23 protein-coding genes and 1 tRNA gene are annotated in these 21,472 nt (G+C 62.1%); 18 read left to right on the top strand and 6 right to left on the bottom strand.

The genetic code is table 11. From position 1 onward, the window contains the following. From fliF to fliS, 17 genes are all read left to right on the top strand, one after another. Positions 1–1,728, top strand: a complete 1,728-nt coding sequence (gene fliF / locus VJS46_RS08895; RefSeq protein ID WP_324059627.1) for a flagellar basal-body MS-ring/collar protein FliF — start codon at positions 1–3, stop codon at positions 1,726–1,728. Next, the gene (fliG, locus tag VJS46_RS08890; protein ID WP_324059625.1) at positions 1,721–2,740 is read left to right on the top strand and encodes a flagellar motor switch protein FliG; all 1,020 of its coding nucleotides are present in this window, start codon (positions 1,721–1,723) and stop codon (positions 2,738–2,740) included. The genes fliF and fliG overlap by 8 nt, the downstream gene beginning before the upstream one ends. Further along, positions 2,733–3,377 (top strand): FliH/SctL family protein, encoded by a 645-nt coding sequence (locus VJS46_RS08885; protein WP_324059623.1) that lies wholly within the window; start codon positions 2,733–2,735, stop codon positions 3,375–3,377. Before fliG ends, VJS46_RS08885 begins: the two co-directional genes overlap by 8 nt. Further along, positions 3,374–4,705: a FliI/YscN family ATPase gene (locus tag VJS46_RS08880; protein WP_324059621.1), complete on the top strand. Its 1,332-nt coding sequence runs from the start codon at positions 3,374–3,376 to the stop codon at positions 4,703–4,705. The genes VJS46_RS08885 and VJS46_RS08880 overlap by 4 nt, the downstream gene beginning before the upstream one ends. Further along, entirely contained in the window at positions 4,702–5,127 is a 426-nt protein-coding gene (locus VJS46_RS08875) for a hypothetical protein (protein WP_324059619.1), read from the top strand. The genes VJS46_RS08880 and VJS46_RS08875 overlap by 4 nt, the downstream gene beginning before the upstream one ends. Next, entirely contained in the window at positions 5,127–6,662 is a 1,536-nt protein-coding gene (locus tag VJS46_RS08870; protein WP_324059617.1) for a flagellar hook-length control protein FliK, read from the top strand. The genes VJS46_RS08875 and VJS46_RS08870 overlap by 1 nt, the downstream gene beginning before the upstream one ends. Positions 6,663–6,676: 14 nt before the next feature. Next, complete coding sequence (locus VJS46_RS08865; RefSeq protein ID WP_324059615.1) at positions 6,677–7,267, top strand: flagellar basal body-associated FliL family protein; 591 nt, start codon at positions 6,677–6,679, stop codon at positions 7,265–7,267. Positions 7,268–7,305: 38 nt separating this feature from the next. Next, positions 7,306–8,187, top strand: a complete 882-nt coding sequence (locus VJS46_RS08860; RefSeq protein WP_324059613.1) for a flagellar motor switch protein FliM — start codon at positions 7,306–7,308, stop codon at positions 8,185–8,187. Then, positions 8,187–8,513: a flagellar motor switch protein FliN gene (gene fliN, locus VJS46_RS08855; RefSeq protein ID WP_324059611.1), complete on the top strand. Its 327-nt coding sequence runs from the start codon at positions 8,187–8,189 to the stop codon at positions 8,511–8,513. The genes VJS46_RS08860 and fliN overlap by 1 nt, the downstream gene beginning before the upstream one ends. Continuing rightward, positions 8,513–8,770 carry a flagellar biosynthetic protein FliO gene (locus VJS46_RS08850; protein ID WP_324059609.1) on the top strand — a complete coding sequence of 86 codons (258 nt, stop codon included), beginning with the start codon at positions 8,513–8,515 and terminating at the stop codon, positions 8,768–8,770. Before fliN ends, VJS46_RS08850 begins: the two co-directional genes overlap by 1 nt. 82 nt (positions 8,771–8,852) lie before the next feature. Then, positions 8,853–9,656 (top strand): flagellar type III secretion system pore protein FliP, encoded by an 804-nt coding sequence (gene fliP, locus VJS46_RS08845; RefSeq protein ID WP_324059607.1) that lies wholly within the window; start codon positions 8,853–8,855, stop codon positions 9,654–9,656. 17 nt (positions 9,657–9,673) lie between these two features. Beyond that, positions 9,674–9,946, top strand: a complete 273-nt coding sequence (locus VJS46_RS08840; protein WP_324059605.1) for a flagellar biosynthetic protein FliQ — start codon at positions 9,674–9,676, stop codon at positions 9,944–9,946. Further along, positions 9,943–10,728 (top strand): flagellar biosynthetic protein FliR, encoded by a 786-nt coding sequence (fliR, locus tag VJS46_RS08835; protein WP_324059603.1) that lies wholly within the window; start codon positions 9,943–9,945, stop codon positions 10,726–10,728. The genes VJS46_RS08840 and fliR overlap by 4 nt, the downstream gene beginning before the upstream one ends. Continuing rightward, a complete protein-coding gene (locus VJS46_RS08830; protein WP_324059601.1) occupies positions 10,721–11,860 on the top strand; it encodes a flagellar type III secretion system protein FlhB in 1,140 nt (379 codons plus the stop codon). Before fliR ends, VJS46_RS08830 begins: the two co-directional genes overlap by 8 nt. Before the next feature lie 86 nt (positions 11,861–11,946). After that, entirely contained in the window at positions 11,947–12,390 is a 444-nt protein-coding gene (locus VJS46_RS08825) for a hypothetical protein (protein WP_324059599.1), read from the top strand. 57 nt (positions 12,391–12,447) lie between these two features. Continuing rightward, positions 12,448–13,860 (top strand): flagellar filament capping protein FliD, encoded by a 1,413-nt coding sequence (gene fliD, locus VJS46_RS08820; protein WP_324059597.1) that lies wholly within the window; start codon positions 12,448–12,450, stop codon positions 13,858–13,860. A gap of 13 nt (positions 13,861–13,873) precedes the next feature. Continuing rightward, entirely contained in the window at positions 13,874–14,269 is a 396-nt protein-coding gene (fliS, locus tag VJS46_RS08815; protein ID WP_414707989.1) for a flagellar export chaperone FliS, read from the top strand. An 80-nt stretch (positions 14,270–14,349) separates the two neighbouring features. Here fliS and VJS46_RS08810 read toward each other — a convergent pair whose 3' ends face one another. The 5 genes from VJS46_RS08810 to zwf all read right to left on the bottom strand — a co-directional run bounded on the left by VJS46_RS08810 (position 14,350) and on the right by zwf (position 20,056). After that, positions 14,350–15,111, bottom strand: coding sequence for a 3-hydroxyacyl-CoA dehydrogenase (locus VJS46_RS08810; protein ID WP_324059595.1), 762 nt, complete (start codon positions 15,109–15,111; stop codon positions 14,350–14,352). Between the two features lie 71 nt (positions 15,112–15,182). Continuing rightward, positions 15,183–15,800 carry a bifunctional 4-hydroxy-2-oxoglutarate aldolase/2-dehydro-3-deoxy-phosphogluconate aldolase gene (eda, locus tag VJS46_RS08805; RefSeq protein WP_324059593.1) on the bottom strand — a complete coding sequence of 206 codons (618 nt, stop codon included), beginning with the start codon at positions 15,798–15,800 and terminating at the stop codon, positions 15,183–15,185. Further along, a complete protein-coding gene (glk, locus tag VJS46_RS08800) occupies positions 15,797–16,777 on the bottom strand; it encodes a glucokinase (RefSeq protein ID WP_324059591.1) in 981 nt (326 codons plus the stop codon). The genes eda and glk overlap by 4 nt, the downstream gene beginning before the upstream one ends. Beyond that, positions 16,774–18,603: a phosphogluconate dehydratase gene (edd, locus tag VJS46_RS08795; RefSeq protein WP_324059589.1), complete on the bottom strand. Its 1,830-nt coding sequence runs from the start codon at positions 18,601–18,603 to the stop codon at positions 16,774–16,776. The genes glk and edd overlap by 4 nt, the downstream gene beginning before the upstream one ends. Next, positions 18,596–20,056, bottom strand: a complete 1,461-nt coding sequence (gene zwf, locus VJS46_RS08790; protein ID WP_324059587.1) for a glucose-6-phosphate dehydrogenase — start codon at positions 20,054–20,056, stop codon at positions 18,596–18,598. The genes edd and zwf overlap by 8 nt, the downstream gene beginning before the upstream one ends. 173 nt (positions 20,057–20,229) lie before the next feature. Here zwf and VJS46_RS08785 point away from each other — a divergent pair. Beyond that, positions 20,230–20,314 (top strand) — tRNA-Leu (locus VJS46_RS08785). 114 nt (positions 20,315–20,428) lie between these two features. Here VJS46_RS08785 and VJS46_RS08780 read toward each other — a convergent pair. Next, positions 20,429–21,454: a glycosyltransferase family 61 protein gene (locus VJS46_RS08780; RefSeq protein WP_324059585.1), complete on the bottom strand. Its 1,026-nt coding sequence runs from the start codon at positions 21,452–21,454 to the stop codon at positions 20,429–20,431. Between the last annotated feature and the right edge of the window lie 18 nt (positions 21,455–21,472).

Genomic DNA, 21,472 nt, shown 5'->3' with positions numbered 1-21,472 from the left:
ATGAGTGAGACCAGCCTGACCATAGACAATCCGCCTGCGCCGTCCCTGGCGCGCAATCTTCCCTCCCGGTCGATCCAGGGGAACAAGGGCGGTTTTGACGACGTGCGCCTCCGTTTCCAGCAATTCCTCGGTCAGCCTGCCGTGGCGCGCAGCCTGCCGATGGTCGGCCTGATTGCCGTTGTGGCGCTGGCGGCGCTCGCATGGCTGGCCCTCCGCGAACCGCCGCAGCGCGACCTGTTCCGGGGGCTCCCCGACAGCGACAAGGCTGCTGTGGCCGAAGCGCTGGGGGCATCGGGCATAGCCTTCGACCTTGATGATGCCACGGGCGCGCTCACTGTTTCCGAAGATGATTATCACAAGGCGAAGATGACGCTCGCCGCCGAAGGCTTGCCCAAGAGCGCGCCCGATGGCGACAGCCTCATCAATTCCCTTCCCATGGGCGCAAGCCGCGCTGTCGAAGGCGAAAAGCTCCGCGCGGCGAGGGAAATGGACCTCGCCCGGACGATCGAGGCCATTGACGCGGTGCAGAGCGCCCGCGTTCACCTGGCCTTGGAGCAGCCCAGCATCTTCCTGCGCGACAAGAGCAAGCCTGCCGCTTCCGTGATGCTGCGCCTGGCCGATGGCCGCGCCCTGTCGGATGCGCAAGTGCAGGCGATCGTTCACCTCGTCGCCTCGTCCGTGCCGGGATTGTCCCCCGACGATGTGTCGGTGGTCGACCAGAATGGGCGCCTCCTGTCCAATCCCGGCGATGCGGGCGGTTCGGCGGAGACCGACCGGCAAATCGCCGTCCAGGGACGGGTGGAGGAGCGTTACCGTCAGGCGGTGATCGCGCTGCTGACCCCAATTCTTGGCGCTGGCAATTTCAGCACTGAAGTCCATGCCGAACTTGATTTTTCGGAAAGCCAGGCCACCAGGGAAACTTTCCCTTCCGAGGAAAGCCGAGTGAAGTCCGAACAGGGTAGCTGGACATCCGACAAGGGTGAGCCGCCGGCCTATGGCATTCCCGGCGCGCTGGCGAACCAGGCCCCTCCCGCCGCGGTTCCGGGGGCGCAACCTGCCGATCCCGCCGCAACCGCCACGCCGGGCGCGCAGGCGGCGAAGACGGCTGAAAATTATGTGCGCAACTTCGAGCTCGGCCGTGAGGTGTCCGTCACCCGCAATGCGCTTGGGACGGTCAAGCGGCTGTCCGTCGCCGTGGCGCTGCGCAACCCGGAAACCGGCAAGCCACGGAGCGCGCAGGAAATTGCCGCTCTGGAAGCGCTCGTGAAGGGCGCGGTCGGCTTTGATCAGGCGCGCGGCGATATTGTGGCGCTGACCGCCCGCAAATTTGCGGCAACAGGCGAAGAAGGGGCGGTCGCAAGCTGGTATGAAGCAAGCTGGGTGTCGATGCTGGTGCGCAACCTCTCTGCCCTGCTTGTGGCGCTTGCCCTCATCTTCGGCATTGGCCGCCCGCTCATGAAACGTCTGGCGGGCCGGAGAGAAACCGAGGGGGCGCTTTCGGCAAACCAGAGCGCCTCCCTTGGAGCAGAGATATCGCAGGAAATAAGCCGTGCCGCTGCCGCCGATCCAAGCCGTCCGGTCACACTCGACATGATCTCTTCGACCCAAAGCTATGCCGAGCGCGCGGCGCTCATCCGCAATTTCGTGAAGCAGGATCCCGATCGCGCCGCCCTGGTGGTGCGCGACCTGCTGCGGGACTCAAACCGCAAGGAGGCCGTGAATGCCTGAGGCAGCGCTGATGAAACGATCCATGACGGGCAGCGCCGCCGCCGCCGTCCTCCTGATGCTGTTCGAGGAAGATGAAGCGGCGCAGATCCTGTCCCGGCTTGAGCCCGAAGAGGTCCGGCAGCTTGGCAACGCCATGTATGACGTCGCCGATGTCGCAGTGGAGGAGGTCGATGCCGCGCTCGACCAGTTCGTCAGCAAGGCGAAGAGCCGCACGACCGTCGGCTATGGCGCGGAAGAGCATATCCGCGCCATGATGCACAAGGCGCTTGGGCCCGACCGTGCCGACAATATGCTGGCGAGGATCACGCCGCCGCAGCGCTCCAACAAGCTGGAGATGCTGAAGTGGATGGAGCCGAAGGAGATCGCCCAGGCCATTGAGAATGAGCATCCGCAGATCATGGCGCTGGTCCTTGCCCATCTGGATGCACCGGCCGCTGCTGATGTGTTGCAGCTCCTGCCGCTCGATATGCAGGACGACATTGTTTACCGCATCGCGACGCTTGGTCCTGTAACGGCCGAGGCGCTGGACGATCTGGAAGCGCTGTTGATGCGGCGCGGAACGAAGACGGCGACCAGCACGGCTTCGCAACGGGGTGGCACGACCGAGGCGGCCGCGATCATGAATAACGTGCGCAAGGTCAACGAACAGCGCATCATCAAGCAGATCGGGAAGCGCGACAAGGCGATCGCCCAGACCATCGAAGAGGAAATGTTCGTCTTCGACAACCTCATCGAAATGGACGACAAGAATCTGGGCGCGCTGCTCCGCACCGTCGACAACGCCGTGCTGGTCGTGGCGCTGAAGGGCTGCAACGAGCTGCTGAAGGCAAAGATCTTCGGCTGCATGTCGAGCCGCGCCGCGCAGGCCGTTCAGGACGAAATCGAGGATCGCGGACCGATCCGCCTTGCCGATGTGATCGACGCGCAGAAGCAGATCATCGCCGCCGCCCGCCGCATGGCGGAATCGGGCGCCATCATGCTTGGCAGCAAGGGAGGCGAGGACTTTGTCTAATATCTGGCAAGGCGTCGAGGCGCAGGCCGCCCGCTTTGGAAGCTGGACCGAAATGTCCGCGCAGGACAATTTCCGTCCTCTCTATGGCCTGGATGCAGAGGGCTTCACCCCGCTCGGCACTTCCTTTTTCGAAGGCAGCGAACAAGCAGCCGAGGAAGGCCCCTCGCTGGAGCAAATGACCGCTGACGCCTTTGCTCAGGGCTTTGAGGAAGGGGTAAAGGCGGCGCGCGCCGAATTGGAGGCGGACCGCGCTGCGCATCTTCGTCTGGCTTTGGCGCTTGAACAATTGCAGCCCCAATCCAGCGGCGCACTGTCGGCGCTCCTGTCCACCGCCGTGCTCCGCCTCGTGCGCCAGATTGCGGGCGAGGTGGAGGTGGATGCGGACCTGCTGGAAAAGCGCTGCCTCGCCATTGCCGAATGCATAGAGGAGGAGGTCGGGCAGCCCGCCCTTTACCTCCATCCCGGCGATGTTGAGTTGATGGCATCCAGGAACCTGCCGGTGCGGCTGCTCCCGGACGAAGAGATGCTGCGCGGATCGGTGCGGCTGGAGACTTCCGACGGATGGGTCGAGGATGGCCCGGAAATCCGCCTCTCGCGGCTGCAGGGCCTGCTCGACGACATGACGGGCCGCTCATGATCGGCGCAGTGCTCAAACAGGCTGAAACCCTGCTCGAAACCATGCAGGTTGCTCATGCAGGTCCGCGCCATGTGGGGCGGCTTGTGGCGCATGATGGTGGCATGCTGGAGGTCACGGGTTTCAACCGGCCAATCGGGGCAGGGGCTCGCGTGATCGCAGCGGATGGCACCGTGGCAAGGGCCGAGGTTGTCGGGTTTCGTGGCAATCGCGCCTTGCTGGTGCCGCTCGACCTTGATGCGCCGCATGAAAGCGGCGCCCGGGTGGAACCGGACAGCGCCGCCAATATGGTGCAGGTCGGCGACGGCCTCATGGGCCGGGTGATCGATGCCATGGGCATGCCATTGGACCGCAAGGGACCGATCATGGCCAATGCCTATTGGCCGCTCGCCGGGGTCAAGGGTAATGTGCTTGACCGGGGGCGGGTGACCGAGCCCTTCGATCTTGGCGTCCGTGCGGTGAATGCGCTGCTGACGGCGGGGCGTGGCCAGCGCATTGCGATTATCGCAGGTTCGGGCGTTGGCAAGTCCGTGCTCATGGGCCAGATGATCGCGGGCGCGGAAGCAGATGTGGTGGTCGTGGGTCTCATCGGAGAGCGCGGCCGCGAGGTCAGCGACTTCCTGGAGACCAAGCTTGAAGGCATGATCCGGTCGAAAAGCATCGTTGTCGCGGTGCCCGCCGATCATCCGCCGGTGCTTCGCCTGCGTGCCGCCGCCCGCGCCACGGCGATCGCGGAATATTACCGGGCGCGGGGCAAGAAGGTGCTGCTCCTCATCGACAGCCTGACGCGCTGCGCCCATGCCCAGCGCGAAATTGGCCTGGCGCTTGGCGAGCCGCCCGCGATGAAGGGCTATCCGCCATCCGCCCTCTCGCTGATCCCGCGCCTTGTCGAGCGTGCTGGCGTGGACAGCCGGTCGGGTGGATCGATCACGGCGCTCTACACGGTGCTGGCCGATGGCGACGATACCGATGACCCCATCGTCGATGCCGCGCGCGCCATCGTGGACGGCCATATCGTCCTGTCCCGCCAGCTTTCGGAACAAAGCATCTTTCCCGCCATCGACATCGGCAAGTCGCTGAGCCGCGTCATGGCCGACGTGGTGACGGACGAGCACCGCCGTGCCGCCTCAGCCTTCCGGCGCCTCTGGGCGGCCTATGAGGAAAATCGCGACCTCATTCTGATGGGGGCGTATCGCCCGGGCAATGACGCCGTCATTGATGAAGCAGTTGCGCGGCGGCCTGAACTGCTCGACTTCATCCGGCAGGATGCCAAGAGCCAGATTGGCTTCGATGCCAGCACGAGTGCGCTGCAGCAGGCGTTCGGCGCATGAAGGGCGTGATCGCAAAGCGGGAGCGGGTGGCGCGGGCGCGCCGGGTGCAGCATCTGCTCGCCACGGTTGAAACCGCGCGGGCGCAGAATGAAGCGCAGGTGCTCGAGGACAATGCCCGGCGCGTCAGCAGCGTTCGCGCGGAACTCTATGCGACCGGCAAGTTCACCATGGGCGCGCAGCTTGCCGCGCACCGGGAACTGGCAGGAAGGCTGGAGCAGGCGGGGCGGCAGCTCGACGGCGCGATCTATGACGCGCACAAGCGCGTGGAGCAGCGCGAAACCGAACTGCGGCTCGCCAATCGCGACAAGGAAATTGCCGAAAGGCTGAAGGACAAGGCGGCTCGCAGCCATGCCGAGCAGATGGAGGCCCGGCTGCAATCGCTGCCGCGCTACAGGCGGACCGCCTCGCTGGGAGATGTTTGATGATGGCCAATATGCCGACGCTCGAAAAGATCGCTGGAGAACCCCTCAAGGGAAAGAACAAGGCGGCGCCTTCGGACGAAGCGGGCGCCGATTTCCTGGCGCTGTTGGCGGGGCTGGACGCTGGCAGGGCGGATGCGCCTGGTCAGGCGGTGGCGGTGACGCACCGGCCCGCTTTCGTCACGGAAATGCTCCAACAGCGCCTCGGCGCGAACGGAGCGGCTGACGGCAGCGAAGATGAGAGGGTCGCATCCATTTTACCCGAGGCTGGGGAAGATGCCGCAGCGGAAGCATCCGTGCTCGCCAGCAAGGCTCCGGCGGCGAATATCTTGATGGGGCTTGAGAAGCTGAAAGAACGGCCGCTGGAAGAGATGCCGAATGCGTCTGAGGACCAGGACAAGCCCGCCAAATTGGCTCAGTCCCCATCCGTCCCGCCGCAAATGGCCCTGACCGTCGCTGAGCAGCCGAAAAACGCGAAGGCTGACACTGCTGTTGCCAAGGAGCAGGAGGAGGTTTCTGCTGCGGGTGGCGAGGATCAAGACAAGGTAGAAGCCGTCAAGAATCCCGCTCTTCCGGTGCTGCCCGGCGGAAATATGCCGGCGGCGGCACCAGCGAGCGGAGCTGAACGGAAGGGCGAGAAGCCGCCGCCAGGCGCTTTGGCACTGAGCAACTCTCTTGCCGCAACGCCAAAGGCCCTGCCCGAATGGGCGGCGCAGCCGGCACAACTCCATGCCGCGATTGCCAAGCGGGATCCTGTTGCGGCTGAGGCAGGTCAGGAAACGGCGCTGGCTGAACCGGTATCCGCCCGGCCCGCCCGCAGCCGGCAAGCATTGGCGCTGGAACTGGTGGCGGCGTCATTTGGCAGAAACAATGCTGCTGAGGCGCCCGCGTCTGCCGAGAAGGCTGATGCTGCGGCGCCCCTTCTGCCGGGTGTAGCTCATCTGAGGGCAGTGGACGCTCCGCCGCCCCTGACGGCCAGCCCCGCTGGGCCTTTCATTGACGCTGCGGGTCCGCTGGCTCAGGCCATTCCCGCCGCTGACACGGCTGCAATCCTTGGCGAGCAGGTGATCGACATGGGCGTCGATGGCCAATGGATCGACCGGATGGCGCGGGAAATCGCGGATGTGGCCGCCGGAACCGGGCGGGCCAGCTTCACGCTCAATCCTGAAAATCTGGGCAAGCTGCAGGTCGAAATCCTGCAAAAGGATGAGGGTGCCAATGTCCGCCTGCTCGCCGCAACGGATGCGGCAGCGGCGGCGCTTCATCAGGGGCGGCAGCACCTCCAGCAGGATGCGCGTCTGCAAGCTGTCCGAATTGTTGATGTGCAGGTGGAACGCCAGAACGTGGAGCGCGGCAGCGACAGCAGCCTTTCGGCTCGCGCCCAGTCATCCGGGCAGGAAATGACGGGGCAGCAGGGACAATCGCAGCCCTTCCTTAAAAAACCGGCGGTTCAGGCCGTATCTTCAAGGGTCACCGGACAGGAACAGGACCAGATGGCGAGTGAGCGCGCACGGAGTCAGCACGCCCGCTATGCCTGAGCGGGAGATATGAAGTGAGCGATGAAAAAGCGCCCAGGAAAAAGGGCAAGGGTAAGCTGGCCATCATTGTGGTGCTGGTGCTCCTTTTGGGAGCGGCAGGCGCGGCGGGCGGCTTCTTTGCAGCGGGCATGCTGGGCGGCACGGCTCATGCGGAAACCGAAGATCCGAACAGGCCAAAGCTGGTGCTGAAGGGAGAGGCCGCGGAGCCCGCCAAGGAAGGCGAGAAGGCGGAACCGGTCATCGGCACCGTTGACGGGGATGGCTCCAGTCCCAAGGACGCGGCCAATTATCAGGCGACCTATTATCAGATCGAAACGCCCTTCACCTCGAACCTGAAGGACAGCGGCTCCTTTGCGCAAATCTCATTGGCGATTGCGACCTATTATGACAGCCGCCTGATCGAGAATATCAAGCAGCATGAAATCGCCGTCCGTTCGAGCGTTCTGATGCATATTGCCGACCAGGACGAACTGGAGCTTTCCACTCCGCAGGGCAAAGAAGCGCTGCAGAAGGAGCTGAAGGGCGCGATTAACAAAATTCTGGTGGAAAAAACGGGGTTTGGGGGTGTTGATAACGTTTATTTTACCAATTTCGTTATTCAATGAACTCGCGCGGGCACCCGCCCGCGGGGGGCCAAGCATATATGAATGACGTAGTAGCGTATAAATTCGGGCAATCCGAACCGCAGCCGCCTGTCGTGCTGTCGGGCATGGACCGAATCGGCGAACGGATGGTGCGCCGGATTCGCGTGCTGCTGGAACCGATGCTTGGGGTGAAGCCGCAGGTAAGCTGCGAGCAGGTCTCGGTTTTCCGCTTTTCCGATTGGTCGCTCTTCGTTCCCGATTTCGTCAGCCTTAGCATGTACCGGCTGCACCCGTTGAAGGGTGCGGCCCTTTTGCGCATCGATGCAGACATGATCGCTTCGCTGGTGGACAGCTTCTATGGCGGCACCGGCGCGCGCATGCCCTTCAACCGCAAGGAATTCACGCCTACCGAGGAACGGATGCTGGGCAAGTTCACCGGCAGCCTTGTCGAAAAGCTGGTCGAGTCCTGGGCAGAGACCCATGCGGTCGACGCGACGCTGATCGGGCGGGAAACCAGCATCAATTATGTGACGGTCGCGGGCGATGACGAGCAGGTCGTGGTGCAGCGCTTTGACGTCACGCTTGGCCGCGAAGACGTCTGGCCCATTGAATTCGTCTATCCGCTGGCGGCGTTGCGCGGAATTGAATCGCTGATGGGCACAAAGGTTCATGACGAACTGAGGATCAGCGATCCCGCCTGGCGCGAACGGCTGGGGCGGCAGGTGAGCCATGTCAGCTTTCCTGCGCGCAGCATCCTGGCCCGGCCCAGCCTGTCGCTGTCGCAACTGATGCAGCTTGAACCGGGCGATGTCATCCCGGTGCAGATAAATCGCAGCTTGCCCCTACTTGTGGGAAACAAGGTTTTCGCGCATGGAACCATCGGGGAGAAGGAGGGGCGCGCTGCCTTCATGATCGAAAAATTAGCTGAAGGGACCGAATGATGAGTGACATGAGCGACGCGCCGCGGATCGAAGATGCGATCGGCACGCTGCCGGGCAGCCGCAATTTCCGCCTTCTCGCGGATATTCCCGTACGCATGTCGGTGGAGGTGGGATCCACTTCGCTGAAGCTTGCCGAAGTGATGGACCTTGCCGAAGGCAGCGTGGTCGAACTTGACCGCCAGGCCGACGAACTGCTCGACATCATGGTCAACGGCACCCTTATCGCCAAGGGCGAAGTGGTGACGGTCAATGGCCGCTATGGCATCCGCATTGTGGAGGTCGCAACCGCAGAGGCGCGCATGGCCGGAGTGGAACGGCGCGCCTGATGTTCTGGTATTTCGTGAAGCTTCTGATCCTGCTGCCGCTGGTCGGCGGCATGGCCTTCGGGGCGCTCTGGCTCTGGCGCAAATATCAGCCCGGCATGATGCTGGGCCAGCAGGACCGGGCGGTGAAGCTGATCGACGCCATTCCGATGGGCACATTCGGAAAGCTTGCCGTGGTGGAATTCGAAGGGAAGCGCTTCCTGCTTTCCGTCACCCGCGGCCGGATCGACAAGATCGCGGAAAGCGGCGATGAGGGGTAAGGAAGGTTTGTTCTTCCCTTCTTCCGTCGTCCCTGCGCAGGCAGGGACCCCGCTTTTCTTCCTTCGGCGCCGGAAAAGGCAGATGGATTCCCGCCTTCGCGGGAATGACGGTAAGAAGGGATGGGCGCTGCTACTGATCGCCCTTGGTCTCTTCCTTGCTGTCCTCCTCGCCACTCCCGCCCTTGCTCAGACGGCCGCTCCCGACAGTTCGGGCGCGCTGACGCGGGCCCTTGGCGACGTCTCGGGCGATGGCCGTCCCCTGTCGCTAAGCCTTCAAATCCTCATATTGATGAGCCTGCTGACGGTGCTGCCGTCGCTCATCCTGATGATGACCAGTTTTACGCGAATCATCATCGTGCTTTCGCTGCTGCGCCAGGCGTTGGGCTTGCAGCAGACGCCGCCCAATCAGGTGCTGGTGGGCCTGGCGCTTTTCCTTTCGCTTTTCGTCATGCGTCCTTCGGTCGATGCCATCAACAACCAGGCGATGGACCCCTATGGCGCAGGCCAGATCTCCATCGAGGAAGCGATCTCGCGCTCGGGCAATGTGCTGCATGGCTTCATGGCGCGGCAGACGCGGGAAACCGACCTGAAGCTGTTCTCCGACCTTGCGGAAGCCAAGCCATTTGCCAGCACCAAGGATATCCCCTTTTCGATATTGCTACCCGCCTTCGTCACCAGTGAGCTGAAGACGGCCTTTCAGATCGGCTTCCTCATCTTCCTGCCGTTCCTGATCATTGACCTGATTGTCGCCTCCACCTTGATGGCGCTTGGCATGATGATGCTTTCCCCGACGATCATCTCGATGCCGTTCAAGCTCTTGCTGTTCGTGCTGGTTGACGGCTGGGCGCTGACGATGGGATCGCTTGCGGGGTCGTTCGCGACATGAGTTGGGCGGAATAGCTGATGGAAAATTCCGACTTCTTTATCGGCATCGCACAGCAAGCGCTCTACATCACCGCGCTCGCAACCGCGCCGATCCTGATCCCGGCACTGCTGGCCGGTGTAATACTCGGCATGATCCAGGCGGCGACCTCCATCAATGAAGCTACGTTGAGCTTCGTGCCGAAGCTGATCGTCGTCGCACTCATGCTGGCATTGTTCGGCGGATCGATCATGATCCTTGTGGCCGATTTTACACGCGAAATATTCAGCCGGATACCGGAACTGCTCCAATGATCGCGCCGGGCCTTGCCGGAGCGGAGGCGCAGCTCTGGCTGTGGCTCATTGCGATGGTGCGGCCGGGCGCTGCATTTCTTGCCGCCCCCATCTATGGCACGCGCTCGGTTCCGGTTCAGCTCCGTCTCATCCTGTCGCTTGCGCTCGGCATGGCGGCCCTGAACAGCGTCACCATCACCATGCCCGAAGGCGGCATTGCCACTTTCCAGGGCATATTGCTCGTTGCCGGGGAAGTCCTGGCGGGTCTCGCAATGGGCTTTGCGCTGCAGATCGGTTATTCCGCCGCCTTTGTCGCGGGTGAGGTCATAAGCAACGCCATGGGTCTTGGTTTTGCCAGCATGTCCGATCCGCAAAGCGGACAGTCCAGCCCGGTCGTCGGCACCTTCCTCTCCGTGCTCGCGACTTTCCTGCTGCTGGCCATGGACGGCCATCTGATGCTGATCACCTTCATAGTGAAAAGCTATGAGGCGCTTCCCCCCGGCGTCATGATTTCCAATGATGCGATCTACAGCCTGGTGATGTTCGGCGGGACCCTGTTCGGGGCGGGCCTGACCATTGCCCTGCCGGTCGGTTTCGCGCTCATCCTCATCCAGATCGTAATGGCGATGCTTGCTCGTTCGGCTCCATCGCTCAACCTTTTCTCGGTCGGGATGCCCGCTGCGATTATCTGCGGCTTGATCCTGCTTACCATGGCCGCGCCCGTGATGAGCGATGCCATTACCGACGCCCTGCGCCTCGGCCTCGACCAAGCCCAGTCCATAGCGGAGGGGAGCGGTGGCTGAAGGATCGGGCGGCGGCGAAAAGACCGAGAAACCGACACCGAAGCGGCTGCGCGACGCCGCTCAGAAGGGTGATGTTCTTCAATCGAAGGAGCTTGCGACCGCATTGGTGGTGATGGCCGGCATGGCATGGATCGCCATAGCGGGTCCCGCCATTGTTGAGGCCATGGCGCACATGCTGACCGAGGGATTGCGTTTCAGCGCCAGGGACGTGCTCAATTTCACCCCAGCCGCGCGGGCCTATGAACTGCTCGGCCTCGTCGTCATGCCGGTTGGCGGGATCATGGCGGCTACGCTGATCGCCGCAATCGCCGCACCCGCCATGCTGGGATCGCTGGGCTTCCGCTCCAGCGCCTTTGCCCCCAAGCCGGAAAAGCTCAATCCGCTCAATGGCCTGAAGCGTATGTTCGGCATGCAGGGGCTGATCGAGCTTGCCAAGTCGATCGCAAAGGTCGTGCTGCTGGGTGCGGTCGGCTTCTGGGTCATCTGGGACCGGCTGGAGGCGATCGTGCACATGGGTCAATCCGGCATCCAGCCCGCGCTGGTGGAGTTGGGCAGTCTGTTCGTCATCGCCTGCCTCATCATGGCGGGCGCCCTGTTCCTGATCGCGGGCATCGACATTCCAGCCCAGATCCTCCAGCGCTCCAAACGCCTCAACATGTCGAAGCAGGAACTGAAGGAAGAGCATAAGGAAACCGAAGGCTCGCCGGAACTGAAGGGCGCCGTCCGCCGCCGCCAATATGAGCTGCTCAACCGGTCCGCGCGAAAGGCGATCGGCGAGGCGTCGGTGGTGGTCACCAATCCGACGCATTTCTCGGTGGCTTTGCGTTACCGTTTGGGGGAAGACAGCGTTCCGCTGGTGGTGGCGCGCGGCCGGGGCGACACTGCGCTAGCGATCAGGGAGCTTGCCAAGGAAAAGGGCGTGCCGCTGATGGAATATCCGGAACTCGCCCGCGCCATCTATTACACGTCGCAGGCGGGGCAGGCGATCAATGAGCAGCTCTATATGGCCGTGGCAACCGTTCTGGCCTTTGTCTTCCGAGTGGAAAGCAAGATGGCGAGCGAAAGCGACCGGCCGCAGATCATAGTGCCTGGCGACCTCCGCTTCGACGCGGATGGGCGCAAGATGAACTGAAAAAACTTAGCCCCTCAAAAAAATTCCTAAACTTTTGTCGCGCCGATCCGTCCTGGCGTTACGGGGCAGAATTTTAGGATTGGCCAATGAACGATTTTCTCGCCCGCAGCAGTATTCAGTCCTCTCCCCGGTTGGAGAGGGCCAGCATAGCGGTGTCCGAAGCGCAGGCATCGGGCCAAATGGCATCCGGCCGGGATGGCAAGAGAGCCAACGCCGCCCTTCCCGAAGGCGATGTCGATCAACAGCTTTCCAGTGCGGCAGAGGTGGCGGAGGCGCAGGCCAAGATTGCAGCGCTTCTGTCGGAGATCGATGGCGTGGACAGCGGCGCACCGCTCGATGCCGATGCGCTGGAGGCGCAGATCATGGCCCTGCTGCCCCGGCCCACCATTATCGTTCCACTGCCTCCGGCAAGCCGGGACGTGGTCGAACGGGCCGTTCAGATTGCGGAAACCATCCGCGCCTCCGCCATGCTTGCCCTTGCCGCGCAGGCGAATGTGGAAAGCGGCCTTGCAGGGGGATCGCTGGCTTAGCGCTTCCCCTAAAGTTCTTCCCGGTGTCGCCGTTCTATTTCCTTGAAGGGACAAGGCATGGTTACAAGCGTTTCATCAGGCATCACCTCGGCGCTCGGGCTTGGCTATGGCATTGACAGCGCCAGCATCGTGAGCGGCCTTGTGTCTGCCGTGCGAGATCCCAAGAACCAAGTGCTTTCCGCGCGTGAATCGATGGTCAGCGCTCAAATTTCGGCGCTGTCCAACGCGTCGAAGGCGCTCGACACCTTCTCGACCGCGTTGACCGAGCTGCTGGCCGACAGCAGCTATTCGGGCCGGCCGGCTTCCAGCGACAGCAGCATCGCCGCCGTGAAGCTCACGCAGGAAGGCGATTTGTCGAACCTGCCGGTTGCGCTGGAGGTGAAGCAGCTCGCTACGTCCCAGGTGCTGAAGTCCACAACGCTGGCCAGCAGTGGCACGGCCGTTGGCCTTGGTACGCTTACCCTCACCACGTCCTCGGGCAGCTATTCCATCACCGTCGACGGCAGCAACAATACGCTCGCGGGGCTTGCCACGGCCATCAACGATGCGGACGCTGGCGTGACCGCCACCATCGTTTCGGATAGCAGCGGCGCCCGGCTGGTTCTGAAGGGCGGGGTAGGGGCCAGCGAAAGCTTCACCCTTTCCGATGGCGGGGATGCGGATCCCGATCTGCTCCGCTTCACCTCCACCGGCGGCCTCACTCAGGCGCGCCCGGCGCAGAACGCCCTGGTGGTCATGGACGGCGTTGAAACCAGCTTCGCCAGCAACACGCTGGTCGACGCCATCCCGAATGTGACCATCGATCTGATGAAGGCGGTCCCCGGCACGGTGATCACCATTTCCGAGCAGCAGCCGTCCAAGTCCATGCGCGAACTGGTGACGGAATTCGCCGCAGCTTATAACGACCTTTGGAAGGGGCTGGGGGATCTGACCGCTGCCGGCATGGACGGTCAAAAGGGCGGTATCCTGGCGAGCGATTCCAGTGTGCGGCTGATGAAGAACCTGCTCAACAAGCTGACATCCACCAAGCTGGTGGCGAGCGGCCCTTATACATCGCTGGCCCAGATCGGCTTGCAGACCAACAAGGACGGCACGCTGAAGGTCGACACCGCGGCGCTCGACAAGGCGTTGGAGGCGGATCCCGCCGCCGTTACCGCCATGATCAATCCGGTCACGCAGGATGCGAACAATCCGGGTCTCGCGGGCGCCCTCGAGTCCGTCAAGGATAGGCTGCAGCACGACGATGCCGACGAGCGGGAGGACGGCGCCCTCGTCAGCGCGCTCAACCGTTACAAGAAGACGCAGGAGCAGGTGCAGAAGGATCGCGAAAAGTTCGAGGATTTCATGGAGGGTTATGAAGCGAGCCTCAGCGCTACCTTCTCCGCCATGGACACCAAGCTTGCAACGCTCAAGGCGAGCCAGAGCTATATCGAGCAGCAGATCAAGATGTGGAACAGCTCGGACGATTAAGAAAAGGGGATAGATGATGTATTTCGGAAGCGGATATAGCGGCGCGGCCAGCCGGCGTTATGCGGCAGTCGATACGGGCAGCAGGGTGGAAGGGGCCAATCCCCACCAGCTCGTGAAGATCCTGTTCGACGAACTCCTGCTTGCAATGGACGCTTCGATCATTGCCGATCGCAATGGCGATCGCGGCAAATGCTCCGAAAAGCAGGCGCGCGCCCTTTCCATCCTGCATGCGCTGGAAAGCAGCCTGGATTTTGACAAAGGCGGTCAGATAGCCCTTGGCCTTGCGCAAATCTATCGTGAAGCCCGCCGCCTGATCGTGGCCGGACTGCAGTCGCGGTCAGCCGCCGAAATGCACCAGGCGCATCACATCATCAACGAGATTGCCGAAGCTTGGGCAGCGATTGGGTGATCGCTTCCTTATAATGAGACGTTTTTGACCCGTCGTCCCTGCGCATGGAGGGACGACGGATTTCTTTGATCGAAAATCAGTTATCTCGGTGCCATGCGGATCGCACCATCCAGCCGGATGGTCTCGCCATTCAGCATCGGATTGGCGATGATGCTTTGCGCAAGCAGCGCATATTCCTCGGGCTTGCCGAGGCGGTTGGGGAAAGGCACTTGCTGCGCCAGCGATTGCTGCGCCGCTTCCGGGAGCCCGGCCATCATTGGCGTCCAGAAAATTCCGGGAGCGATGGTCATCACCCGAATGGCGAAGGGCGCCAGATCGCGGGCGATGGGCAGGGTCATGCCATAGACGCCGCCCTTCGACGCTGAGTAGGCGGCTTGGCCGATCTGGCCTTCAAAGGCGGCCACGCTCGCCGTATTGATGATGACGCCCCGCTCCTCGCCGATCCGGTCGGCCGTGCTGAGGCGGGCCGCGAACTGGGAAATGACGTTGAAGGTGCCGATCAGGTTGACCTCCACCGTGCGACGGAACTGATCGAGCGGGTGCGGCTTGGCTTCCTTGCCCACCGTTTTGCTAGCGATGACAATGCCGGCGCAATTGACCAGCACGCGAGCAACGCCATGCGCCGCTTCGGCCTCATCGAGACCGGCGGTCACGCTGGCTTCATTGCTGACATCGACCTTGGCGAAAAGGCCGCCGATCTGGGCGGCATGCGCGCGGCCCGCCTCTTCATTGAGGTCGAAGATCGTGACTTTCGCGCCCTGCGCCGCCAGCATTTCGGCGGTTGCCCCGCCCAGCCCCGACGCGCCGCCGGTCACAATCGCGGCCACATTGTTCAATTCCATGCAATGATCCTCCTCGCCAATTCATTCCTCCAAACGCCTATGGGCGCGGCAGGAGGAACGCAAGCACGCGACTAACGGGACAGGGACGCAGCCTCCCGCGCCAATGCTTCGATCTTGCCTGGGTCCACCGGCCCCTTGGGCACGATCCAGCTTCCGCCAACGCACTTCACAGCCGGCTCGGCGAGCCATGCGGCGGCGGTGTCCGCCCTGATGCCGCCGGTGGGACAGAAGCGGACCATGTGGAAGGGTGCGGCGAGCGCCTTCAGTGCAGCCAAGCCTCCAGAGGTTTCTGCAGGAAAGAATTTGAAGCGCGAAAGCCCCATGTCCATACCGCGCATGATGTCCCCCGCCGTGGCCGTTCCGGGCAGGAAGGCGACGCCGCTTTGAATGGCGGCTTTCCCCAACGGCTCGGTAAGCCCGGGGCTGACGATGAACTGCGCCCCTGCCTCCAATGCCTGATCCAGTTGCCGGGGATTGAGCACCGTTCCTGCTCCGACCACGGCGCCCGGCACCTTCGCCATTTCCCGCATGACATCCAACGCGGCGGCTGTCCGCATCGTGACTTCCAGAGCGGGCAGGCCGCCCGCCACCAGCGCCTCGGCGATGGGCGCCGCATCTTCCACCCGCTCGATGACCAGCACCGGTATCACCGGCGCCAATTCCATGATTTCGTCAACGCTGCGGCTCATGTCCTCATCTCCCGGAACGCGGCGGCGGCCCCGAACAGTCCGATTTCATCATGGACCGCAAGGCGGATCGGAATGGAGGCCATCAGGCTTTCGAACCGGCCCTTCGCCTTGAAGCGGGCATGGAAGCCGCTGGCGAGCAAATGGCCGCGCATGCGCTGGGTAAGCCCTCCTGCCAGGACAACCGCGCAAGGGCCATGCGCCAAAGCGAGGTCGCCCGCCACCGAACCATAGGATAGGCATAGCCGGTCCAGCGCGGCGCGGGCGAGGGGAATGCTGCCGTCGAGTGCAGCCGCCCATAGATCGGCGTCGGAGAGCAATTCGATCTTTTCATGATTCTGGACCGCCAGCCCCTGATAGATGTTGTTGAGACCGGGCCCCGACACGATCCGCTCGACCGATACCCGGACGAATTTCTGGCGGAGATAGTCGAGCAGCCGAGTCTCCAGCGCATCAAGCGGCGCAAAATCGAGATGCCCCCCCTCCGTCGCGATGACATGAGGCACGCCGTCGTCATAGGCGATCATCGCCACGCCGAGGCCGGTGCCCGGCCCCATTATCGTGACTGCGCCATGCCGGGGAAAGGGCCTGTCGTCCCCATAGAGCAGTTCCAGATTCTCCGCAGGCAGTTTCGCCACTGCATGCGCCACCGCCTCAAAATCGTTGATGAGGCGCAGGTGGTCGAGACCCAGTTCCGCCGCCAGCCTGTTTGGACGGATGACCCAATTGCTGTTCGTCAGCTTGATCACGTCCCTGCCGATTGCCGTCGCAAAGGCGATGCACGCCGCCCTCGGCAGGTCGCCCGCGCCTTCCTTCGCCTCATCCTTGGCAAAGGCCTCCCATGTGCTGGCAAGGCTTACATGCTCTGCGACCTTGTATTTTCGCACCCTGCCCAGGCGGGGGACGCCGTCGCCATCCATAGTGGCGCGGGCAAAGCGGGCGTTCGTCCCGCCAACATCGACGGCAACGATTTCCTTCACAATTCGGCTTCCATCGCCGCCAGCATCGCTGACGCACCTTCCTCCGCGCTATCGCTATGGTGACGGAACAGCGCAAAAAGTTCGCGGCCGGTATCATAGGGCGGTGGCGGGGCTGGTGCAGCCTCTCGCGCCTGCCATTCCGCTTCTTCGACCAGCGCGCTCACGACCCCGCTGTTCGCGCAGATACGTACGATGTCGCCGTCCCGCAACCTGGCGATAGGTCCGCCGCCCAGGGCTTCCGGCGACAGGTGAATGGCCGCCGGGACCTTGCCGCTGGCTCCCGACATGCGCCCATCGGTGAGCAGCGCCACTTTATGGCCCCGGTCCTGCAGCACGCCCAGCGCGGGAGTAAGCTTGTGAAGCTCCGGCATCCCGTTCGCGCGAGGACCCTGGAAGCGGACGGCAACGACGACGTCCCGGTCGAGTTCACCCGCCTTGAATGCCTTCAGCACGTCCTCTTGCTTTGCAAATACCCGGACTGGGGCCTCGATAGTCCAGCGGGACTGTTCCACAGCGCTGATCTTGATGATGCAGCGGCCAAGATTGCCCTGGAGCAGCTTCATACCGCCGTCGGGCTGGAAAGGGTCCGTAGCTGGCCGCAGCATTGCATGGTCGCGCGGCTCGGGCGGGGCGTCCTTCCAGACCAGCGCATCATTTTCAAATAGGGGCTCCACCGCATAGCCCGAAAGATCCGATCTCGCGACCGTCATGACGTCGCGATGGAGAAGGCCCTCACCAAGCAACTGGCTGATGATCCAGCCGATCCCGCCCGCCGCATGGAACTGGTTCACATCGCCCGATCCGTTGGGATAGACCCGCGCCAGCAGCGGAACCGCCGCCGACAGTTCCGAAAAGTCGGTCCAATCCACGCTGATCCCCGCCGCGCGCGCAATCGCCGGGATGTGGATCGCGTGATTGGTGGAGCCGCCGGTGGCAAGCAGCCCCACGATCGCATTCACGATCGCCTTTTCATCCACGCACAGCCCCAGCGGCCGGTAATCGTCCCCCTCCCAGCCGATCGCGGCCAGCCGGTGCACCGCCGCGCGGGTGAGTTCGCTACGCAGCCGGGTGCCTGGATTGACAAAGGCGGCGGCGGGCATGTGGAGGCCCATCACCTCCATCATCATCTGGTTGGAATTGGCCGTGCCGTAGAAAGTGCAGGTGCCCGCGCTATGATAGGACTGGCTTTCCGCCTCCAACAGATCCGTCTCGCCCACCTTGCCCTCGGCATAGAGCTGGCGGACCCGCACCTTTTCCTTGTTGGAAAGGCCAGTGGGCATCGGCCCGCCTGGCACAAGGATGACTGGCAGATGCCCGAAGCGCAGCGCGCCGATAAGAAGGCCGGGAACGATCTTGTCACAAATGCCGAGCAGCAGCGCCCCTTCGAACATCGCATGGGACAGGGCGATGGCAGTTCCCATCGCGATATTGTCGCGGCTGAACAGCGACAGGTCCATGCCCGCCTGGCCTTGGGTGACGCCGTCGCACATGGCCGGAACGCCGCCAGCGACCTGCGCTGTCGCGCCCACCTCACGCGCCGCCAGCTTGATCGCCTCGGGGTAGCGGCCATAGGGCTGATGGGCGGACAGCATGTCATTATAGGCCGTGACAATGCCGATGTTCATGGCCTTGCCCGTCTTGATGACGCCCTTGTCTTCCCCGCTGGCAGCGAAGCCGTGGGCGAGATTGCCGCAACTCAACTTGCCCCGGTTGGTGCCGGCGTCACGCCCTCGCTTGATGAGGTCCAGATATTTGCCGCGCCGTGCCGCACTCTGCCGGACGATCCGTTCGGTGACGGCGGCGACCGTCGAATGAAGGTCAGTCATGCCAGCTTGCTCCATCGCGTTCGATAAGCGCAATGGCCGAGGACGGTCCCCAGTTCCCGGCGGCATATTTGGCCGGCTTCATCTCTGCCTCCGCCCAGCCCTTGTGGATGCTGTCGATCCAGCTCCAGGCGGCCTCCACCTCGTCGGCGCGAACGAACAGGGTAGTGTCGCCCACCAGAAGATCGAGGATCAGCCGCTCATAAGCAATCCGCCGACGCATCTTGGCGAAAGCGGCGTCAAGGCTCACATTGAGCCCGACCTCGCGCAGTTCGACACCCCCGCGGTCCAGTCCCGGCTGTTTGGCCATGATCAGCACGCGGATATTTTCTTCAGGCTGAAGGCGGATGATAAGGGTGTTGGGTTCCAGCCCCTTGCCTTTGCCGCTGAAGATGGAGTGCGGCACCTCCTTGAACTGGATGAGGATTTCCGACTGCCGGTTGGGCAGCCGTTTGCCGGTGCGGATGTAGAAGGGCACGTTCTTCCAGCGCCAATTGTCGACAAAGGCCTTCAGCGCAACGAAGGTTTCCGTGTCGGACTCATGTCCGAGCTCGTCGGCATAGCCAACGACGATCTCCCCCTTTACCGCGCCGGGACCATATTGGCCCTTCACGCTGTGATTGAGCACGCTCTTGGCATCCATCGGGCGCAGGCAGCGAAGCACCTTCACCTTTTCATCGCGGACAGCCGTGGCATCGATCCTTGCGGGCGGCTCCATCGCAACCAGCGCGAGTAGCTGGAGCATGTGGTTCTGCACCATGTCCTTGAGCGCGCCAACGCCATCATAATAGGAAACGCGGCCTTCCAGCCCCACCGTTTCGGCCACGGTGATCTGCACATGGTCAATCGCGGTGTTGTTCCACAGCGGCTCAAAAAGCATGTTGCCGAAGCGCAAGGCGAGCAGGTTCTGGACGGTTTCCTTACCCAGATAATGATCGACGCGGAAAATCCGTTCTTCGTCGAAAGTCGCCGCCATCGCCAGGTTGACCTCATGCGAGGATGGCAAATCGTGGCCGATCGGCTTTTCCATCGCGATCCGGCTTTTGGGACCGGCCAGCCCCGCCTTCTGCAGCGCCTCGGCGGTGGGCGCGAACAAGGATGGCGGCGTTGAGAGATAAATGGCAAGGCCCTTGTCCTCGCGGCCCTTCACGCGCTCGGCCAGCGCGGCGAACTGGGCGTCATTGCCGACGCTCACCGGACAATAGATGATCATTTCCGCAAATTTCGCGGCCTGCTCGCGATCATATTGATCGTCGGCAAGGAACTCCTTCAGCGTCTTGTCGATGTCCCTGCGGAACGCGGCATCGTCCAATTCGGAACGCCCGGATGCGACGATAAGGAAATCCTTGGGCAGCAGCCCATCGCCCATCAGATTATAGAGCGATGGAAAGATCATGCGATGAGCCAGATCTCCGGTCGCGCCGAAGAGTATGAACGTGGCAGATGGTTCGGTCAAAAAGGCAACCTTTACCGGCTAGAGTATCATCTTTTCTGCACGCGCGAGCGAATATAACCGCTTGGTGCGCAACCGCAACCCGGCTCGCGGCATTGGCGAAATTTGCACGGTGCCTATCAGCGCCAGTTGCCAGCCGCATTTAGCTCAGCTAGAGCCGCGCGTTGCAACTCGCTGCCCCTGTGGCGAAATTGGTAGACGCGCTCGACTCAAAATCGAGTTCCGCAAGGAGTGCTGGTTCGAGTCCGGCCAGGGGCACCATTTCTGTTCCGAAAACGCCAATATCCCCTGCCCTCAGCAGAGAGACGGCTTTGGAGCAGTGAACCGGAGCTGCTCGGTGAGGCTAGGGATGGGCTGCGCCTTCGGACGGTCGAATCAATTTCCGGCAGATTCCAGTGCCAATCTCAGTTGCCCAATATCGACACTGAAAGGCTGTTGCTTGCACTTCAATATGGCTTGCCAGCCAGCAAATTGCACATTGTCGTCGAAACTCGGAACCAATTGGAAATAGCTTTCGACCTTGTGACCAAGAGCAAGCGGGAAGTGGTCATGGTAGACATTGGGAGGCAAAAGCTCGACCAATGTACGGATGCGATCGTTGAGTGCAAGAAATGCCATTGCCGCACCATGTATGGCTACGACATCCTCAGCGGACTGCATGATCGAGATTTGCTCCGAAATGGAATGCTCTTCAGGGTAAAATATATGATAGCCCCGGTCTTCCAGAAATGAATTCACCTCCGACTCGTTTCTCAATGAGCGCGCGCCACGGCGAGAGAGGAATATTTTTTCTCTATTATTTCTGCATTCTATAAACGGCGAGTATACTTCCCCTGTAAAATTGTAAAATGGAATATCGATTTCATGATCGAAGTCATATTGGGCAAGTTGTCGAGAAAGGCGGAACATATACTGCTGCCCGATAATGGGGCGGTATGTGCACAGTGGTTCGATACCGAAGTAAGACAGAAGTTCACGAAATCGCGGTTGCAATGGACGGAATATGAACTTCACATCGCCGCCTGCGCTCTGGACATGCAAACATAAGGGAATGATGTCCATCAACATGTGGGAGATGTTGTTTGGTTCGATAAATCTCGTATCGAAGAATGGCCCAGCCTGGATTGGAATCGCCGATCGGCTGATTATGCGCTTTGCCAGGGAGCGATGCCATCTGCCCTCCAAACCGGCGACTTGTTTCGAACAAGCATGCTTTGAGATGAGCGTCATCCCGGTGTAGTGCCTTGATCTCGCGACCTCCAGAAGCCGCCGCTCATGGCCGACGAAGAGGTGGACCGGAACGATGGTGCAGGGCGGAATCGGCCTCTCAAAATGCTTCATAAAGAGACCGCTGCACACAGTCATAGCCTCAGGCCCATCAGCGTTAATATTTGCGAACACTTCGCTGGCCAGTTTATC

This window comes from Rhizorhapis sp., assembly GCF_035276005.1.
GTDB lineage: Bacteria > Pseudomonadota > Alphaproteobacteria > Sphingomonadales > Sphingomonadaceae > Rhizorhapis.
This window is presented reverse-complemented; position numbering and strand designations above follow the sequence as displayed.